Below are 23966 nucleotides of genomic sequence, written 5' to 3'. Positions count from 1 at the left end.
CGTCCGGCGTCCGGCGTCCGGCGTCCGGCGTCCGGCGTCCGGCGTCCGGCGTCCGGCGTCCGGCGTCCGGCGTCCGGCGTCCGGCGTCGCAAGTTTCTTATTATACCCTACGCCGTGCGACAATATGACCAATTTGCCTTGTATTGCACCTAGTTCGCCGCCGTAGCTCGCCGCCACCGCAAGATCGAACGTCGTGTCCTTGGCCTGTTCCCAAGGGAGCGCCGGCAGTCCTGCCCGTGCCAACAACTCGGGCACTCCGGCGAGAAACGGGGACGAACCTGTACAGGTGGCCAGCAACTGCACGCGAACGTCGCTGTGGAACAGCGGGAGCACATCCAGCAGGCGGGTCGCGGAGGTGACGTTGTGCACGATGAACAGGACACGACGGCAGCCCACGCGTGTGACCCACCGCTCAGAGTCCTCGCCCACCGGCACTCGCAACCCCGCTGCCCCACCCATGACCGCCGGCCCGTCCCCTGAGTTGATCGAGTCTGTTGCCCTTGTCGCATTCGATGCTATCGGGCCGGCTGTGTCCCACAGAGGGTGAAGCAGTCGCAGCCGGCGGCGAACCAGGCGGCGGCGATCAGGTTCGGACTCTTCCGGCTGCTCGCCGGGCTCGGGCTCGGCGGCGTGATGCCGACCGCCGTGGCGCTCACGGCCGAGTACTCCGACCCGAGCCGCCGCAGCTTCAACAACGCGCTGATGTTCTCCGGCTACTCCGTGGGCGGCATCCTCGCCGCGGTGCTGGCCATGGCGCTGCTGCCGGTGTGGGGCTTCCGGTTCCTGTTCGGGCTCGGTGCCGTTCCGCTGCTGATCCTGCCGCTGCTGGTGCGCTACGTGCCGGAATCGCTGGTGTTCCTGGTCGCGAAGGGGCGCCTTGAGGAGGCCGAGCGGACCGCGGCGCGCCTGGGCGTTCCCGTGCCGGAGGCCCCTCCCGCCACGGCCGAGCCGCAGCCGAAGCGGGGCCCGGCCGCCCTGTTCAACCGGCGCCACGCGCTGCCCGCCGTGCTGTTCGCGGTGGTGAGCTTCTTCGGCCTGCTGCTGGTGTACGGCCTGAACACCTGGCTCCCGCAGATCATGCGATCCGCCGGCTACCCCCTGTCCAGCTCCCTGCTGTTCCTGCTGGTGATGAACCTCGGCGCGGTCATCGGCTCGGTGCTGTTCTCGCCGCTGGGTGACCGGTTCGGCATGAAGCCGATCACCCTGCTGTCCTTCCTGGCGGCCGCCGCCTCGATGTCCCTGCTCAGCATCGCCACCGCGGCGCCGCTGATGTATGTCCTCGTCGCCATCGCGGGTTTCGGCACCATCGGCGCCCAGATCCTGGTCCTCGGCTACGTCGCTCAGCACTTCCCGGTGGAGGTCCGGGCCACCGCGCTCGGCTGGACCCTCGGCATCGGGCGCTTCGGTGCCATCACGGGACCGCTGTTCGGCGGTCTGCTGCTGGACTCCAAGGTCAGCATCGAGTGGAACTTCTACGCCTTCGCCATCCCCGCCGCGCTCGCCACGGCCGTCGTACTCCTGCTGCCGGGCAAGGCCACGCAGGCCTCCGAGCAGGCGGCCCAGGTGGAGGTCCGTACCGCATGAGCACGTTGTCCAGGTCGCTGACCGTCGCCGCCGTGGCCTTCGCCACGGCGATGGCCGGAGTACCGGCCGCCACGGCCGCGAAGGACACGTCGCAGGCGCGGGCCTGGCCCGGCCCTCAGATCCTCAACGAGCCCGAGGCAAAGGCGCCCCAGCTGGAGAACACCGGAGTCTGGAAGGCCGATCCGACCCGCGTCTGCATGTCCAGCGCGTACCGCGAGGGCGAGTTCCTCTACCAGGGCTGCCTCTGGGACGACCACGGCGCCGGTCCCGACTACGAGTGGCCGGTCAACACCCTGCTGAGGACCTACACCTACCCGACCGACCCGGCCTACCGCTCCAACGCCGCCGACCTGGTCGAGCTGCGGGCCAAGCCCCTTGCCGACGCGACCGCCTTCCGCATCGCGTACACCACGATGACCGACCCGGGCCTGGTGGCCACCACCATCGCCCTCGGCGACTCGGACCAGCCGCTGCCCGCCCCGCACGGCGCGAACACCGTGATGCCGGCCCAGGTCTTCGTGACCGTGCACGGCACGACAGCCGACGTCGTGGGCGCCGCCGACGGGCGGGAGCTGGGCAGTGCCCCGGTGGCCGCCTCGAAGGCGAACGAGCTGGTGATCGACGCCAGGAACATCGGCGCCGTCACCATCGACCCGCAGCGGGCCAAGGTCGACTGCGGGGCGAAGCTGCGCGTGGTGAGCGACGGGCCGGTCAAGGTCACGCTCGCGGGCTGCGGCTCGCGGACGTTCGACGGGGAGGACGACCGCCGTCGGCTCCCTGCTGGGTTCCCTGCTTCCGTAAGGCCGTAAGACCAGAAGCCGGGCCCGTACGACGTACGGGCCCGGCACTATTTCTGTGACACCGGACGGGATCCGGCCACCTCGTCGTAGAAGGACTCGGCCGCAGGACCCAGCAGTTCGTGGGCCTCCAGGAACATCTCGTGCGCTTCGTGGCCCACCCAGCCCGCCGGGAGGAGTTCGGTCGGCAGGTCGGGATCGCGGAAGGGGAACTTGCGGTAGTCGTACGTCAGTTGCATGCGCTCGACCATCGCCTCCTCGGGGCTGAGATGCCCAGCCCGGTAGGACGGCATCCGGCCGCGGTAGGTGCGCAGCAGCTCCCGGTAGTCCTCGTTGAGGGCGGCCAGGTCCCAGCAGCGGGCGGCCATCTCGCGGTCGACGGGGAGGCCCGACGACTGGCAACGCAGGGTGTCCAGGCGTACGGCGGGCTCGTCGGCGAACTTCTCCCTCACCTGCCGTATGCGGTCGTGCGGGGAGACGTACGTGGAGGGGGCCAGGGGGCCGAAGCCCAGCCAGGCCAGCTCCTTGCGGATGCGGTCGCGTACGCCCCGCTCGGTCTCGGGGACCGAGTAGATGACCATGTACCAGTGGCGGTCCCAGTCGGACGGGGCCGGGTCGAAGATGCGTGAGCGGCCCTCGTCGAGCAGTTGGAGACTGCGCGTGTTGAGCGTGTAGAGCGTCTCTCTGCCCTCGCGCCGGACGTCGAACCAGCCCTCCTTGCGCAGGCGTGCGAGCACCACGCGCACCGTGCTGTCGCCGACGCCGAAGCAGCCCATCAGTGTGCTGAGGGTGCGCAGCCGGGCGGCGCCTCCGCGGTAGCGGACGTAGTCGCCGAACAGGTCGAAGACGATCGATCGAGGTTTCACGAAAACCGACTATGTCATACGGACGGCCGTTGCGGAGGTGCATCGCATCAGCCGTAACGTCAGGCGGCACGGCCCTTCATTTGAGTAACAGATGATTGACGTCCGTGTGGCTAGTGACACACAATGTCGGTGTGCGGGGCGGCTCGCTCCGGTACTGGACATGGAGGCACAAGCCATGGTTTCTCGGATCGCTTGCGTGGGAGGGGGCCCCGGCGGGCTGTTCTTCGCAACGCTCCTCAAGCAGGCCGATCCGTCGGTCGAGGTGACGGTCTTCGAGCGGAACCGCCCGGACGACACCTTCGGTTTCGGCGTGGTCTTCTCCGATGCGACCCTGGCCGGCATCCACGCCGCCGACCCCGTCCTGCGCACCGCTCTCGCGGAGCACGGGCGTCACTGGGACGACATCGAGGTACGGCTCAAGGGGCAGCGGATCCGCTGTGGCGGCAACGGCATGGCGGCGATCACCCGCAAGACCCTGCTCCAGTTGCTGCACCGGCGGGCGGCGGAGGTCGGTGTCGATCTGAGGTTCAGCCACGAGGTCCCCGCCGATCCGGCGCAGCTGCCCGACTACGACCTGATCGTGGCCGCCGACGGGGCGAACTCGCGCTTCCGTGACCGCCTCGCCGACGTGCTCGTGCCGGAGGTGGAGGTCGCGACCGCCAAGTTCATCTGGTTCGGCACGACGTATCCCTTCGACGGCCTGACCTTCGTGCACGAGCACGGGCCGCACGGCACGTTCGCCGTGCACGGCTACCCGATCAGCGACGGCGTCAGCACCTTCATCGTGGAGACGGACGAGGAGTCCTGGCGCAGGGCGGGGCTCGACGAGTTCGACACCTCGCAGCCGCCCGGCCCGAGCGACGAGAAGACCAAGGCGTACCTGGAGAAGCTCTTCGCCGAGCAGATCGACGGCCACGAACTGCTGGTCAACAACTCGCGCTGGGGCAACTTCCGCACCCGCCGCACCCGCCGCTGGCACAGCGGCGACGTCGTCCTGCTCGGCGATGCCGCGCACACCGCCCACTTCTCCGTCGGCTCCGGCACCAAGATGGCCATGGAGGACGCCATCGCCCTCGCCGGCAGCCTGCTCGCCCACCGCGACGACCTGCCGGCCGCCCTGGAGGCGTACGAGGCGGCGGCGCGGCCCTCGGTGGAGAAGATCCAGGCCTCCGCCCGGCCGAGCCTGTCCTGGTGGGAGCACTTCGGGCGCTACCACGACGCGTTCGAACCGACCCGGTTCGCCTTCCACTTCCTCTCCCGCAGCATCGGCAAGGAACGGATCGCGCGCCGCGACCCGGAGTTCGTCGAGCAGGTCGTAGGGGACTGGCGGGCGGCGCACGAGGGGCGGGACCCCCTGGAGACGCCGTTGCGGGTGGGCGGGCAGGAGTTCGCGGTGCGGTGGGTGACCGGCGCCGACCTCGCGGGGGTGGCGTGCCTGTCGCTGACCGCGCCGCAGGGCGAGGCGCGACTGCCCGCGGTGTACGAGGAGTTGGCCAGTGCCGTGAGCGGTACGACCCCGCCGCAACTGGTCGCCGTCCACGCCGGGACCGCCCTCACCCGGCAGCTGCTCGCGGAACAGGCCCGGCTGGTGCACGGGGTGCCCGCGCTGATCGTGGAGGACGGGATGGACGCCGACCGCGCCGAGACGCTGCTGCTGTCCGGGCGCGCCGATCTGGTCGGTTCCACGGAAGAGGGGCGGGCGTAGCCATGACCACGAACCTGACGCCGCTCTTCGCCCCCGAGGGCGTGGTCGTGATCGGCGCCTCGCGGCAGAGCGGCAAGCTCGGCGCCGCCATGGCCCGTTCCCTGGCCGCCTTCCCCGGGGCCCGCGCCCTCGTCAACGCGCGCCGCCCGGACCCCGACGAGGGTGTGTACGCCTCGGTCGCCGAAGCGGCCGAGCACGTCGGCGGACGGCTCGACCTGGCGGTGCTGTGCGTGCCGGCGGCCGGCTGCGCGGACGCGCTCGCCGAGGCGGCCGCAGCGGGCTGCCGTGCCGCGCTGATCTGCGCGGGCGGCTTCGGCGAGGCGGGCCCGGAGGGCGAGGAGTACGCGGAGGCGGTGCGCCGCGTCGCCGACGAGACCGGCATCCGGCTGCTCGGCCCCAACACCTCCGGCTTCTTCGCGCCTCATCTCGGCCTGACGGCCAGCTTCGTGCCCGCCGCCGGGCAGCTTCCCGCCGGGGACGTCGCGGTCGTCGCGGCCAGCGGCGGCGTCAACCACGCGCTCGCCTTCGACCTGGTGACCGCCGGGAACGGCATCAGCCTCGGTGTGGGCGTCGGGGCGGGCCTCGACGTGACGGTGGCGGACGCACTGGAGCACCTCGCCGGGGACGGTCGTACGACGGCCGTGGCCCTGCACCTGGAGACGGTTCCGGACGGGCCACGGCTGGTGGCCGCCGTACGGCTGGTGGCCGCCGTCAAGCCGGTCGTGGCGCTGGTCGTCGGCCGCAGTGACGTCGGTGACTTCGCCCGGTCGCACACCGGGGCGCTGGCCACGAGCTGGCGTACGACACGGGCCGCGCTGCGGCAGGCCGGGGCGGTGGTCGTGGACGACGAGCGGGAGATGGTGGACGCGCTCACCGCGCTCTCCCGGATCCAGCTGCGTCCGCACCCGGACCCGGGGCTCGCCATCGTGACCGCCCAGGCCGGGCCGGGGCTGCTGCTGGCGGACCGGGCAGGCACGGACGGCATCCGGACGCCGGAGCTGTCCGAGGCCACGCAGCGCACGCTGGGCGGGCTGCTGAGCCCGCTCACCTACCAGCGCAACCCGGTCGACACCGGCCGGCCCGGCGAGACCTTCGCCCGCGTGCTCGACACCACCGCCGCCGACCCGGAGGTGGACCTGCTGTCCGTCTACGCCCTGACCGAGCCCGACAGCGTCGACCTCGCCTCGGCCGCCCAGGACGCCGGCCTCGGTGCCGATTCCCCGGCCGTGGTGGTCGTCGGCGGCCTCCCCGAGGACGTGGCCGAGCAGCGGGCACGGCTGCACAAGGCGGGGATTCCGGTACTCACCGGACCGGCGTCCGCCGCCAACGCCGTACGGGCGCTGGTGACTCATGCCCGACAGCGGGCCCTCCCGGCCGACGGGGCCTCGCCGCCGCCGACCGCCACCGTTCCCCCCGGCCCCCTGGACGAGGACGCCGCCAAGACCTTCCTCGCCGACCTCGGCATCCGCACCCCGCACCGTGTCGCCTGCGACACCCCCGCCGACGCCCACCACGCCCTGCGCCTGCTGGGCGGGCCCGTCGCGGTCAAGGTGCTCGACGCCGCGATCCTGCACAAGACGGAGGTCGGCGGGGTCCACCTGGGCGTGCGCACCCCCGACGAACTCGACGCGGCGCTGGACGCCATCGGACGCGACCGGCGCTGTCTGGTCGAGGCCATGGCCCCGGCCGGTGTCGACCTCGTGCTCGGCGTGCGCCGGGACCCCGTGTTCGGGCCGGTCGTGCTGGCGGGGCTGGGCGGTACGGCCGCCGAGGCGCTCGCCGACGTGGCGATCCGGCTCGCCCCGCTCCCGGTGGCCGAGGCCGCCTCGATGCCCGACGACCTGGCCGCCCGCGCCCTGCTCGACGGCTGGCGCGGCGGGCCGGTGCTCGACCGCGCCGAGTTCGGGCGGGTCGTGTCCGCCCTCGCCGCCGCCCTGGCCGCGAGCCCCGGCACCGCCGAGATCGAGATCAACCCGCTGCGGCTGACTGCCGATGGACTGATCGCCCTGGACGCCGTGATCGTACGCACGGCCGACCGCACCTGAGGAGAACGCCCATGCCAAGGCCGAGCAGCAACGGCGCTGTCCCCTGGCCCGCGGAGTACGCCGAGCGCTACACAGCGAAGGGTTACTGGGAGGGCCACGCCATCGGCGACCGGCTCCACGCCGCCGCCGACGCGGCCCCCGACGCGGTCGCGCTCGTGGACGGGGACCGCCGCCTGACGTACCGGGGGCTCGCCGAGCGCGCGGACGCCACCGCACTGCGCCTGGCCGCGCTCGGGCTCCGCCCCGACGACCGGCTCGTGGTGCAGCTGCCCAACACCGCTGAGTTCGTGATCCTCACGTACGCCTGTCTGCGCCTCGGGGTCATCCCGGTGATGGCGTTGCCGGGGCACCGCAAGCACGAGGTCGGCTACCTGGTCGAGCACAGTGAGGCGGTCGCCGTCGCCGTCCCCGACTTCCTCAAGGACCACGACCACCAGGCGATGGCGTTCGAGATCGGCGAGGAGTCGTCAACCCTCCAGCATGTCCTGGTGCTCGGCGACAAGGCCGGCGACGGCGCCGTGGACCTGCGGGAGTTGTGCGCCGCGCCCGGCACGCCGGCGGACCGGGCCGCCGTCGACGCGTACCGGCCCGACAGCCGCTCGGTCGCCGTCTTCCTGCTCTCCGGCGGTACGACCGGGCTGCCCAAGCTCATCGCCCGCACGCACGACGACTACGTCTACAATGCCCGTCGCAGCGCCGAGGTCTGTGAATTCGGGGCGGACACGGTGTACTTCGCCGCGCTGCCCCTCGGCCACAACTTCCCGCTCGCCTGCCCGGGCCTGCTCGGCACGCTGCTGCACGGCGGCCGGGTGGTGCTGGGTTCCCCCAACCCGGAGAAGGCGTTCGCGCTGATCGAGCAGGAGGGCGTCACCGCTTCGGCCCTGGTCCCGGCCATCGCCCAGCGCTGGCTGGACCACCACCGCGACCACGCGGAGGCCGACCTGAGCTCGCTGCGCGTGCTCCAGGTCGGCGGCTCCCGGCTCGCCGACCACGTCGCCCGCCGCGTCCGCCCCGAACTCGGCTGCACGCTCCAGCAGGTGTTCGGGATGGCCGAGGGGCTGCTCAACTACACGCGGCTCGACGATCCCGAGGACGTCATCTGCACGACGCAGGGGCGCCCCATGTGCCCGGACGACGAACTCCGCGTCGTCGACGAGCTGGGCGATCCCGTCCCCGACGGGACCCCCGGCGTGCTGCTCACCCGCGGCCCGTACACCCCGCGCGGCTACTACCGCGCCGAGGAGCAGAACGCGCGCGCCTTCACCGAGGACGGCTGGTACCGCACCGGTGACATCGTGCGGTTGCTGCCCGACGGCAACCTCGTCGTCGAGGGCCGCGACAAGGACATGATCATCCGGGGCGGGGACAACATCTCGGCCGAGGAGATCGAGAACTTCGCCTACCAGACCCCCGGCGTCGCCCGCGCCGCCGCCGTGGCGATGCCCGACGCCGAACTCGGCGAACGAGTCTGCCTCTACGTCGTACCGGAACCGGGCCGCACGGTGACCCTCGACGACGTCCACCACGTCATGGAGCGCGCCGGTATCGCGCGTTTCAAGTTCCCGGACCGGCTGGTGACGGTCCCCGAACTCGCCGCCACCAAGGTCGGAAAGATCGACAAGAAAGCGCTGCGCGCCGACATCACGCGCCGGCTCGACGCCGAAGGAACCCCCGATGACCAGTGACACAGTGATCGCCCCGGAGGAGACGGACCCCGAACTGCGCAAGCTGTACGACGGATTCCAGGCGGCCGGACTCATCCCCCTGTGGACCGAGATCGGCAACCTCATGCCGCTCACCCCGCAGCCCGAGGCCGTCCCGCACCTCTGGCAGTGGGACACCCTGCTGCCGCTCGCCCGCCGGTCCGGTGACCTGGTCCCGGTGGGACGCGGCGGGGAACGCCGCGCGATCGCGCTCGCCAACCCCGGCCTGCCCGGACGGCCGTACGCGACTCCCAACCTCTGGGCGGCCATTCAGTACCTGGGCCCCCGCGAGGTCGCCCCCGCGCACCGCCACTCCCAGGGCGCCTTCCGGTTCATCCTGGAGGGCGAGGGCGTCTGGACGGTCGTCAACGGCGACGCGGTCGAGATGCGCCCCGGCGACCTCCTCCTCACGCCGTCGATGCACTGGCACGGTCACCACCACGTCGGTGACGCGCCGATGGTGTGGCTGGACGGCCTCGACATCCCGCTCGTGCACCGCCTCGACGCCGGGTTCTTCGAGTTCGGCGAGGACGGCGTGTCGGACCGGTCGACCCCGACCCGGTCGCGCAACGAGCGGCTGTGGGGCCACCCCGGGCTGCGCCCGATCGCGGCCGAGGACAGCCCCGACTCCCCGCTCATGGCCTACCGTCGGGCCGACACCGACGACGCCCTCACCGCCCAGCTGGAGCTGGAGGACGAGGGGTACGCGGGGGTCATCGAGCCCGGCCACGCGGGCATCCGCTTCACCAACCCCGGCACCGGCCGTGACGCCCTGGCCAGCCTGCGCACCGAGATGCACCGCCTGCGCGCGGGCGCTACGACAGCCACCCGCCGAACCGTCGGCTCCTCCGTCTGGCAGGTCTTCCGCGGAAGCGGGACCGTCACCCTCGACGACCGCGTGATCCAGGTGTCCGCCGGCGACCTGATCGCCGTCCCCTCCTGGTGCGCGCTGGCCATCGCCGCGCACACCCAGCTCGACCTGTTCACCTTCAACGACGCGCCCCTCTACGAGGCGCTCAACCTCGCCCGCACCGAGACGACCGGGAGCACCCGCACATGAAGCTCGCCACCATCCGCACCGCGAACGAAGTGAGATGGGGGTCCCCCCGGCCGAAGGCTGGGGGAGGCACGGCGGCCGTCCGCATCGACGGCGACCGGGCCGTGGAGACCGGAGCCCCCGACGTCGCCGCCCTGCTGCGCCGCCCCGACTGGCGTACGTACGCGACCGCCGCCGACGGGCCGGCGCACGACATGGCCACACTCGACCTCGCCCCGGTCGTCACGACCCCGGCCAAGATCTTCTGCGTGGGCCACAACTACCGCACCCATATCGCGGAGATGGGCCGCGAGATGCCGTCGTACCCCGCCCTCTTCGCCAAGTTCGCCAATGTCCTGCTCGGCGCCCGCGACGACATCGTCTACCCGGGCGAGACGGAGCAGCTGGACTGGGAGGCCGAGCTCGGCTTCGTCATCGGCTCCCGGCTGCACCGCCGGGCCACCAAGGAGGAGGCGGCGGCCGCGATCGCGGGCTACACCGTCGTCAACGACATCTCCCTGCGGGACTGGCAGTGGCGCTCCCCGCAGTGGCTGCAGGGCAAGGCGTGGGAGGCCAGTACCCCGGCCGGGCCCTGGCTGGTGACCGGCGACGAGGTCGGCGACGCGGCCGACCTGGAGATCCGCTGCGAGGTGGACGGCGAGGTCATGCAGCGTTCGCGCACCTCCGACCTGCTCTTCACCCCGGCGGACATCGCCGCGTACCTCAGCACGTTCACGACGCTGGAACCGGGCGACCTCGTCCTCACCGGTACACCGGGCGGCGTCGGCGCGGCCCGCGACCCCAAGGTGTTCCTGAAGCCCGGCCAGGTCGTACGGACCGTGGTCGAGGGCATCGGGGAGTGCGTGAACACGATCGTCGTGGACAAGCCGTGAAGGTCTCCGTCGCCACACTGCTGGACTGGGTCGAGGACGGGCAGTTCGCGCTGCAGCGGGCGGTCGACGCGTTGACCGCCGACGCGGTGACCGAGCCGTCCGCCCTGCCCGGCTGGACCCGCGGCCACCTGCTCACCCACCTCGCCCGCAACGCCGACGCCCTGGTCAACCTGCTGACCTGGGCCCGGACGGGGATCCGTACGCCCATGTACGCCTCGCCGGACCAGCGCGCCACGGACATCGAGGCGGGCGCCGGACGGCCACCGACCGAACAGCGGGCGGACGTACGGGAGTCCGCCGCCCGGTTCCGGAAAGCCGCCGAGGCCCTGTCCGGCGACGCCTGGTCGGCCACGGTCGTCAGCGGTCAGGGGCGCGAGATCCCGGCCTCGGAAGTGCCCTGGCTCCGGGTCCGCGAGGTCTGGATCCACCTGGTCGACCTGGACGTCGGCGTCGGCATGGACGTCCTGCCGTCCGACCTCGCGTGGGCCCTCGTGCGCGATGTGGCCGGATGGATGTCGGCCCGCGTCGAACCGGACGCGGGCGCCGAGTTGACGGCGGAGGGCCACGGCACCGTCGTGCTCGGCACGCCCTGCACCGGTGTCACGGTCACCGGACCGCCGTACGCCCTCGCCGCCTGGCTCACCGGCCGGGGCGGCATCGACGAGCTGCTTGTCACGGGTGAACTCCCGGGCATTCCACGCTGGTTGTGATTCCGGCTTTCATCACTCGATCAAGGGAGATCGGCATGAGCGAGACCTTCGTCCTGGTGACCGGAGCCTGGCACGGCGGGTGGGCCTGGCGCCCGGTCGCGAACGAGCTCAGAGCGGCCGGACACGAAGTGCACACCCCGACCCTGGCCGGCCTGGGCGCCGACGACGACCCGCGCGGCGTCACTCTCACCGACTGCGCCAACAGCCTCGTGGCATACGTCGAGAGTGCCGGACTGAACGACATCACCCTGGTCGGCCACAGCTGGGGCGGTTACGTTCTGACCGGCGCGGCCCCGAGGCTCGCTGCCCGAATACGGCGCCTGGTGTTCTGGAGCGCGTTCGTGCCGAACGACGGCGAGTCGCTGATCGAGGCGTGCCCACCGCACTACGGCGAGATGTTCCACGCCCTGGCGGCCGCCTCCGGCAACGACACGGTGACGCTGCCCCTGGAGGTCTGGCAGCAGGCGTTCATGCAGGACGCCGATGAGGAGACCCAGCGCATCGTGCACTCCCTCCTCGTCCCCCAGCCCCTGGGCACCTTCACCGAGAAGCCGGACACGTCGGCGTTCACCGCGCTCGACCTCCCTACCGCCTACGTCCTGTCCACCGAAGACCTCTCCCTGCCCGGCGACTGGGCCTGGGGCAACCGTTTCCCGCAGCGGCTCAAGAACCCGCTGATCGTCGAGACCCCGGGCAGCCACGAGGGCTGCTTCACCCGCCCCGCCGAACTGGCCGACGCCTTCGTCCGGGCCTGCGCCGCCCGGTAGCCGAGCGGCAACCCGGCCCACCCGTCCGCCGTGCGACGGACGGGTGGGCCCGCCACGTTGCTGATCGTCGGCTCCGCGGGAATGGGCAGGACGCCCCTGGCGTCCGGAGTCCGTGCCGCCTGTTTTTCGAACAGCTCATGCACCGTCCGCGTTCGATGGCGTGCTTGTGGCCTCTGCGGCGGTGGTCGCGCAACAGCGCTGCGGCTTGGTCGGTGACGTTCTTGGTGACGTCATGGACGTCGATCCGGGAGGTTACCCACCGGAGGAGCGTGCCGGGCATCAGGCTGTGGCACCGACCCACCGGCCGGCCGCCCGTCCGCCAGGAACACCACCGAGTCCGCGTAAAAAACTTGCCCGTATAGGGGACGCGTAGTGAACTGCTGCCGCCGCAACCGATTTCCTCAGGCAACATCTTGGTGAACGGCGGATCCCGCGCGGCAAGGACGTGGGCGCCGTCGCCGGCCGGATGAGGTGAGAGACGTTGGCGGAGCCGAGGATCGCGGTCGCCGTGGTGACCTTGGGAAACCGGCCCGAGGAGCTCGACGCCCTGCTGGAGTCCGTGGCCAAGCAGGACGTGCCGCCCGCCCGGATCGTGATCGTCGGCAACGGCTGCCCGCTGCCCGAGTTCGCCGGAAGACTGTCGCTGCCCGGTGAGGTCACCCCGGTAGAGGTGGACGAGAACCTCGGCTGCCCCGGCGGGCGCAACGTGGCCCTCGCCCGGCTGCGCGAATTCGGCGACATCGACGTCGTGGTCGACCTGGACGACGACGGTCTGCTCGTCGACCCCGACGTGCTGCGCCGAGTCCGGGACCTGTACGCGGCCGACGACCGGCTCGGCATCGTCGGCTTCCGCATCGCCGACGAGCACGGCGAGACCCAGCAGCGGCACGTGCCCCGGCTGGGCAAGGGCGATCCGCTGTGCGGCGGGTACGTCACCGGGTTCCTCGGCGGCGGGCACGCGCTGCGGATGGCGATGCTCGACGAGGTCGGCGACTGGCCCGGGGAGTTCTTCTTCGCGCACGAGGAGATCGACCTGGCCTGGCGCGCGGCCGACGCGGGCTGGCGGATCCTGTACGCGCCAGAGCTGTTGCTCCGGCATCCGAAGACCTCGCCCGCGCGGCACGCCATCTACTACCGGGTCAACGCCCGCAACCGGGTCTGGCTGGTCCGCCGCCGGCTGCCGCTCCCGCTCGTCCCCGTCCACCTGGGTGTCTGGGTGCTCCTGACCCTCGTACGGAACCGTTCGCGCGGCGCCGCGCTGCGCGCGTGGTTCGGCGGGTTCGCGGAGGGCCTGCGGGAGTCGGCGGGGGAGCGGCGGCCGATGCGGTGGCGCACGGTGTGGCGGCTGACGCGGCTGGGCCGGCCGCCCGTCATCTGACCCGGCGGGACCGTCGATCGCCCTGACCCGGACACTCGACAGGGACGAGGGCCCCGGTCGTTCACCTCTGCCGTCGGGGATCTCGTACGTCCCTGGATCCGGCCGCGGCGGCGACACTCCCCCGAGCTGCGCGTCGTACGCGCGCCCCCGGGCCAGATCCGAGAGGAGAGCCTGCGCATCCTCGGTGGGCACGGCGACTGGCACGGCGAGGGCCGCCCTCGCTCACTTGGCGTCCGCATAGCACTCCACCACCGCTGTAGTGAACGGAAACCGCACCGGCGTCTGACCGAACGTCAGCCGTGCCGCCAGGTCCGCCGCCTCCCGGATCGCCGCCACGACCGCCCCGGCCTCCTCCTCGGGACAGTGCACGATCACCTCGTCGTGCTGGAAGAAGACCAGCTCCGCCGCCATGTCCGCGCAGGTCCGCCGCAGCGCGGCGAGCAGCAGCAGGGCCCAGTCGGCGGCACTGCCCTGCACGACGAAGTTGCGGGCGAAGCGGCCGCGGGCGCGGGCGTTGGTGGAGGCGTAGCCGGGCACCCACTCCTGCGGGCCGGGGGCCGGGGAGTCGGCCGGATCTTCCTGGGGAAGGCCCGCCTCCTCCACGGTGTCGTCACCCGCCCCGGCCGCCGGCGGGCACGTCCGACCCAGCCAGGTCCGTACGAGCCGTCCCTCCTCGCCCGCGCGGGCGGCGTCGTCGACGTACGCGACCGCCTTGGGGAAGCGGCGGCGGAGCGCGGCGAGGTTCTTCAGGCCGTCGCCCGAGGTCTGGCCGTAGACCGCGCCGAGCACGGCGAGCTTGGCCTGGGCGCGGTCGCCGGCAAAGGCGCGGTCGGAGACCGACTGGTACAGGTCGGTCTCCCGCCCGGCGACCTCCATCAGCCCCAGGTCGCGGGAGATCGCAGCGAGGACGCGCGGCTCCATCTGGTCGGCGTCCGCGACGACGAGCCGCCAGCCGGGGTCGGCGACCACCGCCCGCCGGATCACCTTGGGGATCTGCAGCGCGCCCCCGCCGTTTGTCACCCACCGCCCGGTCACCGTCCCGCCCGCGAGGAACTCCGGCCGGAACCGCCCCTCCCGCACCCAGTCCTGCAGCCAGGACCAGCCGTGCGCGACCCAGATGCGGTACAGCTTCTTGTACTCGACGAGCGGCTTCACGGCCGGATGGTCGACGGACTCGATCTCCCACCGGCGCGTGGACTTCACCTTGATCCCGGCCTGCGCGAAGGCCTTGATCACGTCGGCGGGGAGATCGGGCCGGACCCGGCGGCCGAACGCGTCGGACACCTCGTCGGCCAGCTCGGCCAGGCGGCGCGGCTCGCCGCCGCCCGCGTACCGCTCGCCGAGCAGGCCGTGCAGCACCTCGCGGTGCACGTCCGCACGCCAGGGGAGCCCGGCGCGGTTCATCTCGGCGGCCACCAGCATCCCCGCCGACTCGGCGGCCGTCAGCAGCCGCATCCGGTCGGGGTACTCGGCCCTCTCATGCCGGCGCTGCTGCTCGGCGTAGACCGCGAGCAGGTCCGCCAGCGGCAGGTTGACACCCTCCGGCTCGAACAGCGGGGACTGCGCGCCCGGTTCGGCGGCCCGCTGGGGCGGGTCGGGCGGTACGGGGCCGCCGCGCAGCCGGGCCAGGGCGGCCGCGGCCGAGCGGGGTTCGCCGTACCGCCCCTCGTGGCCGAGCAGGAGGGTCTCGGCGTCCTCGATGTCGTAGCACCGCTCCACTCGCACCCCCGCGGCGAGCAGGCGCGGATAGACCTCGGCGGTGGACCGCCACACCCACCGCGTGACATCCGGACGGCTCCGCACGGCCCCGGCGAGATCCGGCTCCCGCAGCACCGGTCCGGCGGGCAGCCCGTCCGGGCCGAGGGCGGCGATCTCCACGCCACCGCCCTCGGCCGGAGCGAGCGCCCACCGGTCGGTCATACCGTGAGTGTGGCAGGGAGGTCTGACAACGGGCCTGACCTGCGGCCTTCCAGCCCCCTTAGGGGTCCTTGCACTATGCCCGCCCGGGTCGCGTGGTCTGGCACCGCACCTCGCCGCGTTGCCGAAAAGCCCTGGTAGCTCCTCCCCCACTCTCGGCTCCGGTCGAGCGGGGGCACCCCCATCGAGGGCTCTCCGGCGCCTTGCGATGCACGGCACCAGACCACGCGACCTAATCGGGCGCTCATAGTGCAGGGACCCCTTACCACGGGCGACCGCCTCAGCCCTCCTGCTTGCCCTGCTCCTGCTCGCGGGACTTCAGCAGCGCGCCCAGCAGCTCCGTCAGGTACGACTCGATCGCGTCCTTCCCGATGCCGAGCCCGCTGAGGACGCCCTGGCCGTTCTCGTGCTCCAGCAGGGCCAGCAGGATGTGCTCGGTGCCGATGTAGTTGTGGCCGAGGCGGAGGGCTTCCCGGAAGGTGAGTTCCAGGACCTTCTTGGCGTCGGAGCCGTAGGGGACGAGTTCGGGGACCTCGGCCGCTGCGGGCGGCAGTGCCGCGGTGGCCGCCTGGCGCACCTCGTCGAGGGTGACCCCCTGCGCGGTGATGGCCGTCGCCGCCAGGCCCTCCGGGTCCGCCAGCAGACCCAGGACCAGGTGCTCGGGGCGGCCCTCGGGGGTCCCGGCGGGGGAGTGAGACGCCGCACGTCAGCCGTACGGCTCGCATGGCACGATCGGCCGGTGACCACGCCCAGCACCGTCGACCGCGCCTTCCGGGCCGCCCTGTACGACACCGCCGACACCACCCTCGACACCGCCGCGTCCCTGCTCGCGGCCGACCCGGCGGCGGACGCGGAACTCGCCCGGCGCGGCGCGGAGTTCGTGGCGGGGACGTGGCGGCGTGGCTGGCAGCCAGCGGACGTCGTCCGGGTCGTACGGCGCGAGCTGGACGACATCCACGTACGGCTGGTGTCGGCGCTGATCCGCGCGCAGGCGGCGGACGACCGCCCGCGCGGGCGCCGCTGGGCCGCGCAGCTGGCCGCGCCGGCCGCCGGGGACCTGCCCCGCACGGACCGCTTCTCGCACGCCACTGCCGTCCTGGAGCTGTACCGCCTGCTGCTGCGGCTGCCCGCGCTCGAACCCCTCGACCAGGCGGCCTCGGACCGCCCCGGGCCGCCGTCCCCCGCCCTCGGCCGGATCCGCGCGCTGCTTGCCAAGGCGGAGGCGACCGCCTACCCGGAGGAGGCGGAGGCGCTCAGCGCCAAGGCGCAGGAACTGATGGCCCGGCACAGCGTCGACGAGGCGCTGCTCGCGGCCGACGCGCCCGCTCCGGACGCGCCCGGCGCCTGCCGGATCGGGGTCGACCCGCCGTACGAGCAGGCCAAGGCGGTGCTGCTGGACGCGGTCGCCGCCGCGAACCACTGCCAGGCCGTGTGGAACGAACCGTTCGGCTTCTCCACCGTCGTCGGCTTCGAGGCGGACCTGGAGGCGGTCGAACTCCTCTACGCCTCGCTCCTGGTGCAGGCCGAGGGTGCGATGACGAAGGCGGAGGCCGCCCAGCGGGCGGGCGGCCGCAAGCGCACGAAGACCTTCCGGCAGTCCTTCCTCGCGGCCTACGCCCACCGTGTCGGCACCCGCCTCCAGGCCGCCGCCGGGACGCAGGTGACCGGCGACCTGCTCCCGGTGCTCGCCTCGCGCGAAGTCGCCGTCACGGCGCATGCGGACCACATGTTCCCGGAGGCGACCACGACCCGCCTGCGCGGCGGCAGCGACGCGGCCGGCTGGACGGAGGGCGCGCGGGCGGCGGACCGGGCCGAGGTGCGGCGGCGGCCGCATCTGCCGTGAGTGACCGCGCCTGTCTGACTGCCGCGCTTGTCGTGAGCCGACTCAGTCGCCCGCCTGCTGGAACGCGCTGACCGTGGCCTCCGGCGCGCTCTTGTCGCCGCCCTTCCCGGCCACGGGACCGTACGTCCACGGGAACGTCTTGCTGTCGGGGCCGCCCGGCAGGCTGACCTTCAGCGTCCTGGCGTCGAGGCTCTTGCCGTCGCCCGCCGCCCCGCGCACGTAGGTGATCGTGAAGGACGCGGAGGCGCCCTTGGGGAGCGACAGCTTCGGCGCCTGGCCGCCCTGCTCCGCCGCGACCTTCACGGAGGCGTCGCCGCCGTCCAGCTGGACGGCGGGGAAGCCCTCCAGGGTGCAGGGCTCGCTCTGGTTGGTGAGGGAGACGGGGATGTTGCCCGTGTCACCGGCGGCGGGGGCGGCGCTCGCGGGGCCGACCTCGATGCCGATACCGCCGAGGTCGCAGGCGTTGCTGTCCTTGGCCTTGGTGCTGTTGCCCTTGCTGTCGTCGCCGCCGTCCGAGCAGGCGGTCAGGAGGAGGGCGGCGGCGAGGGCGGTGACGGTGAGCCGGGTGGCGCGCATGGGGGTTCCCTGTGGGTGGTCCGGTGACGGTGCCCATGGATCATCACGTACGACGTGACGCCCGCGGCGTGCGACCCCCGGTTCTCGCGAGTCCTCCGTAGCTTCGTCACGACCCCGGGCTCGGCGTGGGCAGCCCCGTCGGCAGCTTGCCGCCCTCGGCCCTGGTGTACGTCTCCTGGCCGAGGCTGCCCTCCCAGGTCACCTTCAGCGTGGACTTGGTCACGGAGTCGATCTTTCCGGCCGCCCGGTCCTTGCTGCCGTTCGTGCACGTAAGGCGGACCTGCTGCGTGCCCGACTCCTTGTCGGCGGATCCGCTGCACACGGTCCCGCCGGTCGCGAAGAGCCCGGCCTTCCTGCCGGTGATCACCAGCGCCACGGCCTTGCCGCCCGTGGTGGCGAGCCAGCTGCCCTGGAGGCCGTCCGAGTCGCCGGACGCCGAACCCCCGGAACCGCCGGAACCGCCCGTGCCGCCGCCCGTGTCCGCGGACGCGCTCGGCGAAGGGCTGGGGGTGTCCGCGGCGTTGCCCCCGGAGTCGCCGCCGTCGCTGCACGCGGTGAGCGCGAACGCGCCCGCCAGCACCGCGGCGACGGCAGCGATCCGCGCCCGCCGGCGGGACGCCCCGCGCGCGGGGCACGAGACGGCCGCCGCGGAACTCGCCGTAGAAGCCGAAGTAGCCGAAGTCACCGAAGTCACTGGAAGCTCCCAAGCAGTAGCCGGTCGCCCGCGGCCCTCGGGCCCGCGGCCGTCGGCCGGTTGGCCGAAACGACCGCAGCAAGCTACCAGGAGCGCCCGCACAACCCACCGCTGCCCACCGGCACCGGCCCACGCACCACCCCGGCGCCCGCCGGGACCGGCCCGCGCTCGCTACGACCGGGCCGCGCCCGCCACGCCACCGGCACCCACCCGGATCGGGCCGCGCCTGCCACGGCACCGGATGCAGCACCCCGGCGCCTTCCACGACACCAACGCTCGCCGCGGCACCGGCGCCCGCAGGACCCCCGGCACCCACCCGGACCGGGCCGCGCCTGCCACGGCGCCGGTCCACGCAGCATCCCGGCGCTCGCCACGACACTGGCGCTCGCCACGGCACCCGCGCCCGCCCGGAGAGGGCCGTGCCCGCCCGGACCGGGCCGTGCCCGCCCGGACCGGGCCGTGCCCGCCCGGACCGGGCCGTGCCCGCCCGGAGAAGGCCGCCGCACCCCGGCGCCTACCAGGACGACTTACGCACCCCGGGCAGGTACCCCGCGTGGGCCTGTCCCCGCAGGTTCACGCGGGACAGCCCGAACGCGCGGAAGTAGCCGCGGGGCCGCCCGTCCGCCGAGTCCCGGTTGCGCACGCGCGTGGCGCTGGCGTCGCGCGGCTGCTTGCGCAGTTCCTCCTGCGCGGCGAGCCGTTCGGCGTCCGTCGAGGACGGCCGGCGGATGATCTCCTTCAGCTCGGCGCGCCGGGCGGCGTACCGGGCGACGATCTCCTGCCGCTTCTCGTTCTTCGCGATCTTGCTCTTCTTCGCCATCAGACCTTCACTCCCCTGGCACGGATACGGGCCACGGCGGCCTCGACCCCGATCACGTCGACCGTCTTGATCCCCCTGGCGCTCAGCCGCAGTCGCACATACCGCCCCTCGCTCGGCAGCCAGTACCGCTTGGTCTGGATGTTGGGGTCGAAGCGGCGGGAGGTCCGCCGGTGGGAGTGGGAGATCGTGTTGCCGAATCCGGGCTGTGCGCCGGTCAGCATGCAGTGCGCGGACACGGGTGATGCACCTCTCTCGAAGCCGTTGTGTAAATGGAAGTCATTTTCAGTAAGATACCAGCATGGCACGCAACGAACTCCGCCCGGTCATCAAACTCCGGTCCACCGCCGGGACCGGCTACACCTACGTGACCCGCAAGAACCGCCGCAACGACCCGGACCGCATGACCCTGCGCAAGTTCGACCCGGTCGTCGGCCGCCACGTCGACTTCCGAGAGGAGCGCTGAACTCCGCCATGCGCAAGGGAATCCACCCGGAGTACGGTCCCGTCGTCTTCCGTGACCGTGCCGCGAACTACGCCTTCCTGACCCGCTCCACACTGGCCGGCGTGCCGAGCGACAAGACCGTCGAGTGGGAGGACGGCAACACCTACCCGGTCGTCGACGTCGAGATCTCGAACGTCAGCCACCCCTTCTACACCGGCACGGCCCGCGTCCTGGACACCGCCGGCCGCGTGGAGCGCTTCGAGCGCCGGTACGGGAAGAAGGCCTGACGGTGACTGAAGCATCGTCGCTCTCCGTCGTGATCGTCGGCGGGCTGCACGCCGACGCCCGCACCGCCACCGTGGCGCAGCTGCTCGCCGAGGTGCCCGGCAGTGTCGTACTCCACCACGACCTGGGGACGGCTGCCGCGGGCACCGTCGTCCGGACGATCCGGGACGCCCACGGCATCGTCACCACCGGCGAGGCGCCCCTCGTCAACGACTGTGCGTGCTGTGCCCTGCGCGAGGACCTGGTGCCGGAGCTGGAGCGGATCCGGGACGCGGGCGGCACCCGGCTCGCCGTCATCGAGCTGTGGGACTCGGTCGAGCCGAAGGCCATGGCGGAGGTGGTCGAGGCCGGCGGCCTCACCGTCACCGGCGTGATCACGGCCGTGGACCCGGCGCTCGTGCTGCCGTACCTCGGCAACGGCGACGACCTCGCCGAGGGCGGTCTGGCCGCGGCGGCCACCGACCAGCGCACGGTCGCCGACACCTTCGCGCGCCAGCTGGAGTACGCCCCCGTCCTCGCCGTCGTCGACTCCGACGAGGCCGACGACGAGGACCGCGAACTGCTCGCGCAGCTGCACCCGACGGCCCGCCAGGTCCTGATCGGCCACGGTGACCTGGCGGGCGCCGCGCTGGCCGGCTTCGACGTGGAGTCGGCCGCGGCGGCCCAGCACCCGGCGTGCGCGCTGCTGCCCGCCGAGGCCGACGCGCACGGCGTGTCCACCCTCGTGTGGCACCGGCGCCGCCCCTTCCACCCGGAGCGGCTGTACGCGGCGCTGGAGGACCTGACCTGCGCCGCCGCGCGCAGCCGGGGCCGCTTCTGGCTGGCTGACAAGCCGGACACCCTCTTCCACTGGGACGCGGCGGGCGGAGCCCTGTGCGTGGAGGGCGCCGGACCGTGGCTGGCCTCGCTGCCGGACGCGGCCTGGGAGATGGTGCCGCCGGTGCGCCGGGCCGCCGCCGCGCTGGACTGGGAGCCCGAGCACGGGGACCGCTGCCAGCACCTCGTCTTCACGTCCCCCGGCCTCGACCGCGACGGACTCGAACGGCTCCTGGAGTCCTGCCTGCTGACCGACGCCGAGTACGCCGCCGGGCGCGACGCCTGGCAGCGGTTGCCGCACGCCTTCGACACCCTTCTGGAGGTCTGACCCCGATGCCCCGCAAGACCGACCGCAAGCCGCTGAAGCACCGTCCGAACCCGCTGGACGCGGCCGGGGTCACGTACATCGACTACAAGGACACCGACCTGCTGCGGAAGTTCATCTCCGACCGCGGCAAGATCCGCAGCCGCCGGGTCACGCGCGTGTCCTCCCAGCAGCAGCGGCAGCTGGCGAAGGCCATCAAGAACGCCCGCGAGATGGCGCTGCTGCCGTACTCCAGCCGCTGAAACACCAACACGCGGACACAGGGCCGTCGCAGGTGCCGCCGATTCCGGGGCACCTGCGACGGCCTTTCACGTACCCCGCACCTCCCCGTACGGAATTACCCCCGCAGAGCGGGGCAGGCGCTGGGAACGTCTTCACCGGCCCGTCCGTCAAACAGGTCAAAGGACTCCATAGGAGTCGGCAAAGCGGTCACCAAACCTGTAATCGCGGCATGACCCCGCGTGCACGTGCATCTGCGCATGCATCTGCACATGAACAGAGCTATGATCCGGTCCAGTTGACCACTGCATCAAGGCCACACCAGCCAGTGCACTTGCACCACCGGGGAGCGACTTGTGGACCACGACGTGTACGACGGTGACGTGTACAACGGCATGGCGGCCACGGAGCTGCACGGCGTGCCGTGGCAGAAGAGCCGGCACAGCAACTCGCAGGGCTCCTGTGTGGAGTTCGCGCGGCTGCCCGGGGGTGACGTCGCCGTGCGCAACTCCCGGTTCCCGGACGGCCCCGCGCTCGTCTACACGCGCGCGGAGATCGAGGCGATGCTGGCCGGCGTCAAGGACGGGGAATTCGACCATCTGGTCGGGGGCTGAACGCCCGGGAGGCGCCATGGCGGGCGCCCGAGAACTCCCGGGTAACTCGGGGCAATCGGGACCCTACGCGTCGTAACGCGCGTAGAAACGCGGCGCGATGAAGCGCCGCGTTTCGTCAGTTGGCGGGGTCCTGCGCGCCCGGCCGTGGTAGCCGGAACAGCGCCCACACCACCTTGCCGCTCAGCGTGTCCGCCAGCGGGTGCCAGCCCCAGCCGTCGGCGAAGGACTCGACCAGGAACAGGCCCCGGCCCGACTCCGCCGAGAAGTCGTCCGTGTCACGGGCCACCGGGCTGTCGTGGCTCGGATCGCGCACCGCGCACACCAGCCGCTCGGTCCAGCGCATCAGATGCAGCCGCACCTGCGGGTTCGGCGCCGGACACGGGTCGGACACGAGGGGCGCGCCGGCCGAGTCGAAAGGCGCGGCCCGCAGGGCCTCGCCGGCAGGGCGGTGGTGCGGCAGGCCATGCCGCAGGGCGTTGGTGACCAGCTCGGAGACCACGAGACACACGTCGTCGAAGCGGTCGCCCAGGTCCCACTGGTCGAGTGTTCTGCGGGTGAACTGCCGGGCCTCGCGCACCGCTTCGTAGCGGGCGGGCAGGACACAGGAGGCGGCGCTGGACGCGGCTGCGGGGTCCAGTGGCGGAAGGCCCTGCCGTAACGGCTGGAGCATGGTCGATCCATTCGTCCCCATGCGAGGCACTCCCGGGAATTCGCGGCGGCGATGCAGCGGTGGTGCGGGACCATGGTTTCGGATGCGCACAGCAGATGCAAGGGCAGATGCACGTGCACGTGACCGAAATGGACCTTCCCGCCCCGCTTGTTGGGCAATTTTTCCGTCATCTTCTCGGCTGATCCTTGCCGTTGGCTCGCCTTTGCCATGCCTCTTCCTCACCTCCGCACGCCGCCCGCCCGCCGGATCCCGGGTTGATTCCATGGCCGGATTCCGTTTCCGTAACCGGACGAGTACTGCTCGGAGTGTTTTAGTGGCAGACTTCGGCCCCTGAAGACGGTTGGGGAGGCTGGCGAACGTGAGCGCGGGAGAGCCGGGATCGGTGGTGCGGCGCATGCTGCTCGGATCACAACTCAGGCGACTGCGTGAGGCACGGGGCATCACGCGCGAGGCCGCGGGGTACTCGATCCGCGCCTCCGAGTCGAAGATCAGCCGCATGGAGCTGGGCCGGGTGAGCTTCAAGGCGCGGGACGTGGAGGACCTGCTGACGCTGTACGGCATCACGGACGAGCAGGAGCGCGCCTCACTGCTGTCCCTGGCCAAGGAGGCCAACGTCGCGGGCTGGTGGCACAGCTATTCGGACGTGCTGCCCAGCTGGTTCCCGACGTACGTGGGCCTGGAGGGCGCGGCGTCGCTGATCCGGGCGTACGAGGTGCAGTTCGTGCACGGGCTGCTGCAGACCGAGGAGTACGCCCGCGCGGTCGTCAGGCGCGGCATGAAGGGCGCGAGCGAGGTGGACGTCGAAAAACGCGTGGCGCTGCGGCTGGAGCGGCAGAAGTACCTCGTCTCCGAGGTCGCGCCCGAGTTCCACATCGTCCTCGACGAGGCGGCCCTGCGCAGGCCGTACGGCGACCGCGAGGTGATGCGCGGCCAGCTCCAGCACCTGATCGACATCTCGGAGCGCTCCAACGTGCGCCTGCAGGTGATGCCGTTCAGCTTCGGCGGCCACTCCGGCGAGAGTGGCGCGTTCACGCTCCTCAGCTTCCCGGAGTCCGACTTGTCGGACGTGGTGTACCTGGAGCAGCTGACGAGCGCCCTGTACCTGGACAAGCACGAGGACGTCGCCCAGTACGAGAAGACGCTGAAGGAGCTGCAACAGGACAGCCCCGGCCCGGCCGAGAGCCGGGACCTCCTGCGGGGACTCCTCCAACTCTCCTGACAAGTATTCCAAGGACTCCTTCAACTCGTGTGTCACGCAAGT

24 protein-coding genes and 3 pseudogenes are annotated in these 23966 nt (G+C 72.3%); 17 read left to right on the top strand and 10 right to left on the bottom strand.

From position 1 onward, the window contains the following. A pseudogene (locus tag H8R17_RS45725) lies at positions 1-459 on the bottom strand (hypothetical protein); the annotation flags it as partial. An 84-nt stretch (positions 460-543) separates the two neighbouring features. On the opposite strand from H8R17_RS45725, the gene H8R17_RS18255 reads away from it, so the two are divergent. Then, positions 544-1584, top strand: a complete 1041-nt coding sequence (locus tag H8R17_RS18255) for an MFS transporter (RefSeq protein ID WP_187824267.1) — start codon at positions 544-546, stop codon at positions 1582-1584. Beyond that, a complete protein-coding gene (locus H8R17_RS18250) occupies positions 1581-2393 on the top strand; it encodes a hypothetical protein (RefSeq protein ID WP_187824266.1) in 813 nt (270 codons plus the stop codon). Before H8R17_RS18255 ends, H8R17_RS18250 begins: the two co-directional genes overlap by 4 nt. Positions 2394-2431: 38 nt before the next feature. Here the strand turns inward: H8R17_RS18250 and H8R17_RS48700 are convergent, their stop codons facing one another. Further along, on the bottom strand, positions 2432-3247 hold the full coding sequence (locus H8R17_RS48700) for a PaaX family transcriptional regulator C-terminal domain-containing protein (RefSeq protein ID WP_187824265.1): 816 nt from the start codon (positions 3245-3247) through the stop codon (positions 2432-2434). 196 nt (positions 3248-3443) lie between these two features. Here H8R17_RS48700 and H8R17_RS18240 point away from each other — a divergent pair, with 196 nt between their 5' ends. The 7 genes from H8R17_RS18240 to H8R17_RS18210 are packed head-to-tail and all read left to right on the top strand — an operon-like array spanning position 3444 to position 12106. Beyond that, on the top strand, positions 3444-4952 hold the full coding sequence (locus tag H8R17_RS18240) for an FAD-dependent monooxygenase (RefSeq protein WP_316959439.1): 1509 nt from the start codon (positions 3444-3446) through the stop codon (positions 4950-4952). Positions 4953-4954: 2 nt separating this feature from the next. After that, positions 4955-6997 (top strand): acetate--CoA ligase family protein, encoded by a 2043-nt coding sequence (locus H8R17_RS18235; protein WP_187824263.1) that lies wholly within the window; start codon positions 4955-4957, stop codon positions 6995-6997. Positions 6998-7008: 11 nt separating this feature from the next. Then, entirely contained in the window at positions 7009-8682 is a 1674-nt protein-coding gene (locus H8R17_RS18230) for a (2,3-dihydroxybenzoyl)adenylate synthase (RefSeq protein WP_187824262.1), read from the top strand. Beyond that, on the top strand, positions 8672-9760 hold the full coding sequence (locus H8R17_RS18225; RefSeq protein WP_187824261.1) for a cupin domain-containing protein: 1089 nt from the start codon (positions 8672-8674) through the stop codon (positions 9758-9760). Before H8R17_RS18230 ends, H8R17_RS18225 begins: the two co-directional genes overlap by 11 nt. Next, positions 9757-10629: a fumarylacetoacetate hydrolase family protein gene (locus tag H8R17_RS18220; RefSeq protein ID WP_187824260.1), complete on the top strand. Its 873-nt coding sequence runs from the start codon at positions 9757-9759 to the stop codon at positions 10627-10629. The genes H8R17_RS18225 and H8R17_RS18220 overlap by 4 nt, the downstream gene beginning before the upstream one ends. After that, positions 10626-11339 carry a maleylpyruvate isomerase family mycothiol-dependent enzyme gene (locus tag H8R17_RS18215; RefSeq protein ID WP_187824259.1) on the top strand — a complete coding sequence of 238 codons (714 nt, stop codon included), beginning with the start codon at positions 10626-10628 and terminating at the stop codon, positions 11337-11339. Before H8R17_RS18220 ends, H8R17_RS18215 begins: the two co-directional genes overlap by 4 nt. A gap of 35 nt (positions 11340-11374) precedes the next feature. Continuing rightward, positions 11375-12106, top strand: a complete 732-nt coding sequence (locus tag H8R17_RS18210; protein ID WP_187824258.1) for an alpha/beta fold hydrolase — start codon at positions 11375-11377, stop codon at positions 12104-12106. 154 nt (positions 12107-12260) lie between these two features. Here H8R17_RS18210 and H8R17_RS48695 read toward each other — a convergent pair. Next, positions 12261-12371 (bottom strand): annotated as a pseudogene (locus tag H8R17_RS48695) (DNA-binding protein); the annotation flags it as partial. 216 nt (positions 12372-12587) lie between these two features. Here H8R17_RS48695 and H8R17_RS18205 point away from each other — a divergent pair. Further along, the gene (locus H8R17_RS18205) at positions 12588-13484 is read left to right on the top strand and encodes a glycosyltransferase family 2 protein (RefSeq protein ID WP_187824257.1); all 897 of its coding nucleotides are present in this window, start codon (positions 12588-12590) and stop codon (positions 13482-13484) included. A gap of 222 nt (positions 13485-13706) precedes the next feature. On the opposite strand, the gene H8R17_RS18200 is transcribed toward H8R17_RS18205, so the two are convergent. Further along, positions 13707-15404: a bifunctional 3'-5' exonuclease/DNA polymerase gene (locus tag H8R17_RS18200; protein WP_187824256.1), complete on the bottom strand. Its 1698-nt coding sequence runs from the start codon at positions 15402-15404 to the stop codon at positions 13707-13709. A gap of 277 nt (positions 15405-15681) precedes the next feature. Further along, positions 15682-16086 (bottom strand): annotated as a pseudogene (locus H8R17_RS18195) (Clp protease N-terminal domain-containing protein); the annotation flags it as partial. Between the two features lie 54 nt (positions 16087-16140). Between H8R17_RS18195 and H8R17_RS18190 the strand changes: the two are divergent. After that, positions 16141-17244 carry a DUF2786 domain-containing protein gene (locus H8R17_RS18190; protein ID WP_187824255.1) on the top strand — a complete coding sequence of 368 codons (1104 nt, stop codon included), beginning with the start codon at positions 16141-16143 and terminating at the stop codon, positions 17242-17244. Positions 17245-17286: 42 nt separating this feature from the next. Here the strand turns inward: H8R17_RS18190 and H8R17_RS18185 are convergent, their stop codons facing one another. From H8R17_RS18185 to rpmB, 4 genes are all read right to left on the bottom strand, one after another. Continuing rightward, a complete protein-coding gene (locus H8R17_RS18185; RefSeq protein WP_187824254.1) occupies positions 17287-17820 on the bottom strand; it encodes a DUF4232 domain-containing protein in 534 nt (177 codons plus the stop codon). Between the two features lie 106 nt (positions 17821-17926). Beyond that, entirely contained in the window at positions 17927-18514 is a 588-nt protein-coding gene (locus H8R17_RS18180) for a hypothetical protein (RefSeq protein ID WP_316959438.1), read from the bottom strand. Positions 18515-19028: 514 nt separating this feature from the next. Continuing rightward, positions 19029-19334, bottom strand: coding sequence for a 30S ribosomal protein S14 (rpsN, locus tag H8R17_RS18175; protein WP_187824253.1), 306 nt, complete (start codon positions 19332-19334; stop codon positions 19029-19031). Beyond that, positions 19334-19570, bottom strand: a complete 237-nt coding sequence (gene rpmB, locus H8R17_RS18170) for a 50S ribosomal protein L28 (protein WP_031482567.1) — start codon at positions 19568-19570, stop codon at positions 19334-19336. The genes rpsN and rpmB overlap by 1 nt, the downstream gene beginning before the upstream one ends. Positions 19571-19632: 62 nt before the next feature. Here rpmB and rpmG point away from each other — a divergent pair, with 62 nt between their 5' ends. From rpmG to H8R17_RS18145, 5 genes are all read left to right on the top strand, one after another. Further along, positions 19633-19797, top strand: coding sequence for a 50S ribosomal protein L33 (gene rpmG / locus H8R17_RS18165; protein ID WP_187824252.1), 165 nt, complete (start codon positions 19633-19635; stop codon positions 19795-19797). A gap of 8 nt (positions 19798-19805) precedes the next feature. After that, positions 19806-20063, top strand: coding sequence for a type B 50S ribosomal protein L31 (locus H8R17_RS18160; RefSeq protein WP_187824251.1), 258 nt, complete (start codon positions 19806-19808; stop codon positions 20061-20063). Positions 20064-20065: 2 nt separating this feature from the next. Continuing rightward, positions 20066-21205, top strand: coding sequence for a GTP-binding protein (locus H8R17_RS18155; protein WP_187824250.1), 1140 nt, complete (start codon positions 20066-20068; stop codon positions 21203-21205). Positions 21206-21210: 5 nt separating this feature from the next. Continuing rightward, on the top strand, positions 21211-21444 hold the full coding sequence (gene rpsR / locus H8R17_RS18150) for a 30S ribosomal protein S18 (RefSeq protein WP_187824249.1): 234 nt from the start codon (positions 21211-21213) through the stop codon (positions 21442-21444). A gap of 333 nt (positions 21445-21777) precedes the next feature. Next, entirely contained in the window at positions 21778-22035 is a 258-nt protein-coding gene (locus H8R17_RS18145) for a DUF397 domain-containing protein (RefSeq protein WP_187824248.1), read from the top strand. Between the two features lie 115 nt (positions 22036-22150). Here the strand turns inward: H8R17_RS18145 and H8R17_RS18140 are convergent, their stop codons facing one another. After that, the gene (locus H8R17_RS18140) at positions 22151-22705 is read right to left on the bottom strand and encodes an ATP-binding protein (RefSeq protein WP_262505323.1); all 555 of its coding nucleotides are present in this window, start codon (positions 22703-22705) and stop codon (positions 22151-22153) included. A gap of 394 nt (positions 22706-23099) precedes the next feature. On the opposite strand from H8R17_RS18140, the gene H8R17_RS18135 reads away from it, so the two are divergent. Beyond that, entirely contained in the window at positions 23100-23924 is an 825-nt protein-coding gene (locus H8R17_RS18135; RefSeq protein ID WP_187824246.1) for a helix-turn-helix transcriptional regulator, read from the top strand. The last annotated feature ends 42 nt before the right edge of the window (positions 23925-23966 follow it).

It is taken from the genome of Streptomyces sp. TRM68367 (assembly GCF_014495685.1).
In the GTDB taxonomy this organism is placed as follows: domain Bacteria; phylum Actinomycetota; class Actinomycetes; order Streptomycetales; family Streptomycetaceae; genus Streptomyces.
This window is presented reverse-complemented; position numbering and strand designations above follow the sequence as displayed.

What these genes read in the sequence shown, in the direction of transcription:
- H8R17_RS18250 (WP_187824266.1), top strand. Translation starts at nt 1,581, where the DNA reads ATGAGCACGTTGTCCAGGTCGCTGACCGTCGCCGCCGTGGCCTTCGCC.
- H8R17_RS18235 (WP_187824263.1), top strand. Translation starts at nt 4,955, where the DNA reads ATGACCACGAACCTGACGCCGCTCTTCGCCCCCGAGGGCGTGGTCGTG.
- H8R17_RS18230 (WP_187824262.1), top strand. Translation starts at nt 7,009, where the DNA reads ATGCCAAGGCCGAGCAGCAACGGCGCTGTCCCCTGGCCCGCGGAGTAC.
- H8R17_RS18225 (WP_187824261.1), top strand. Translation starts at nt 8,672, where the DNA reads ATGACCAGTGACACAGTGATCGCCCCGGAGGAGACGGACCCCGAACTG.
- H8R17_RS18220 (WP_187824260.1), top strand. Translation starts at nt 9,757, where the DNA reads ATGAAGCTCGCCACCATCCGCACCGCGAACGAAGTGAGATGGGGGTCC.
- H8R17_RS18210 (WP_187824258.1), top strand. Translation starts at nt 11,375, where the DNA reads ATGAGCGAGACCTTCGTCCTGGTGACCGGAGCCTGGCACGGCGGGTGG.
- H8R17_RS18200 (WP_187824256.1), bottom strand. Translation starts at nt 15,404, where the DNA reads ATGACCGACCGGTGGGCGCTCGCTCCGGCCGAGGGCGGTGGCGTGGAG.
- H8R17_RS18185 (WP_187824254.1), bottom strand. Translation starts at nt 17,820, where the DNA reads ATGCGCGCCACCCGGCTCACCGTCACCGCCCTCGCCGCCGCCCTCCTC.
- rpsN (WP_187824253.1), bottom strand. Translation starts at nt 19,334, where the DNA reads ATGGCGAAGAAGAGCAAGATCGCGAAGAACGAGAAGCGGCAGGAGATC.
- rpmG (WP_187824252.1), top strand. Translation starts at nt 19,633, where the DNA reads ATGGCACGCAACGAACTCCGCCCGGTCATCAAACTCCGGTCCACCGCC.
- H8R17_RS18160 (WP_187824251.1), top strand. Translation starts at nt 19,806, where the DNA reads ATGCGCAAGGGAATCCACCCGGAGTACGGTCCCGTCGTCTTCCGTGAC.
- rpsR (WP_187824249.1), top strand. Translation starts at nt 21,211, where the DNA reads ATGCCCCGCAAGACCGACCGCAAGCCGCTGAAGCACCGTCCGAACCCG.
- H8R17_RS18140 (WP_262505323.1), bottom strand. Translation starts at nt 22,705, where the DNA reads ATGCTCCAGCCGTTACGGCAGGGCCTTCCGCCACTGGACCCCGCAGCC.
- H8R17_RS18135 (WP_187824246.1), top strand. Translation starts at nt 23,100, where the DNA reads ATGCTGCTCGGATCACAACTCAGGCGACTGCGTGAGGCACGGGGCATC.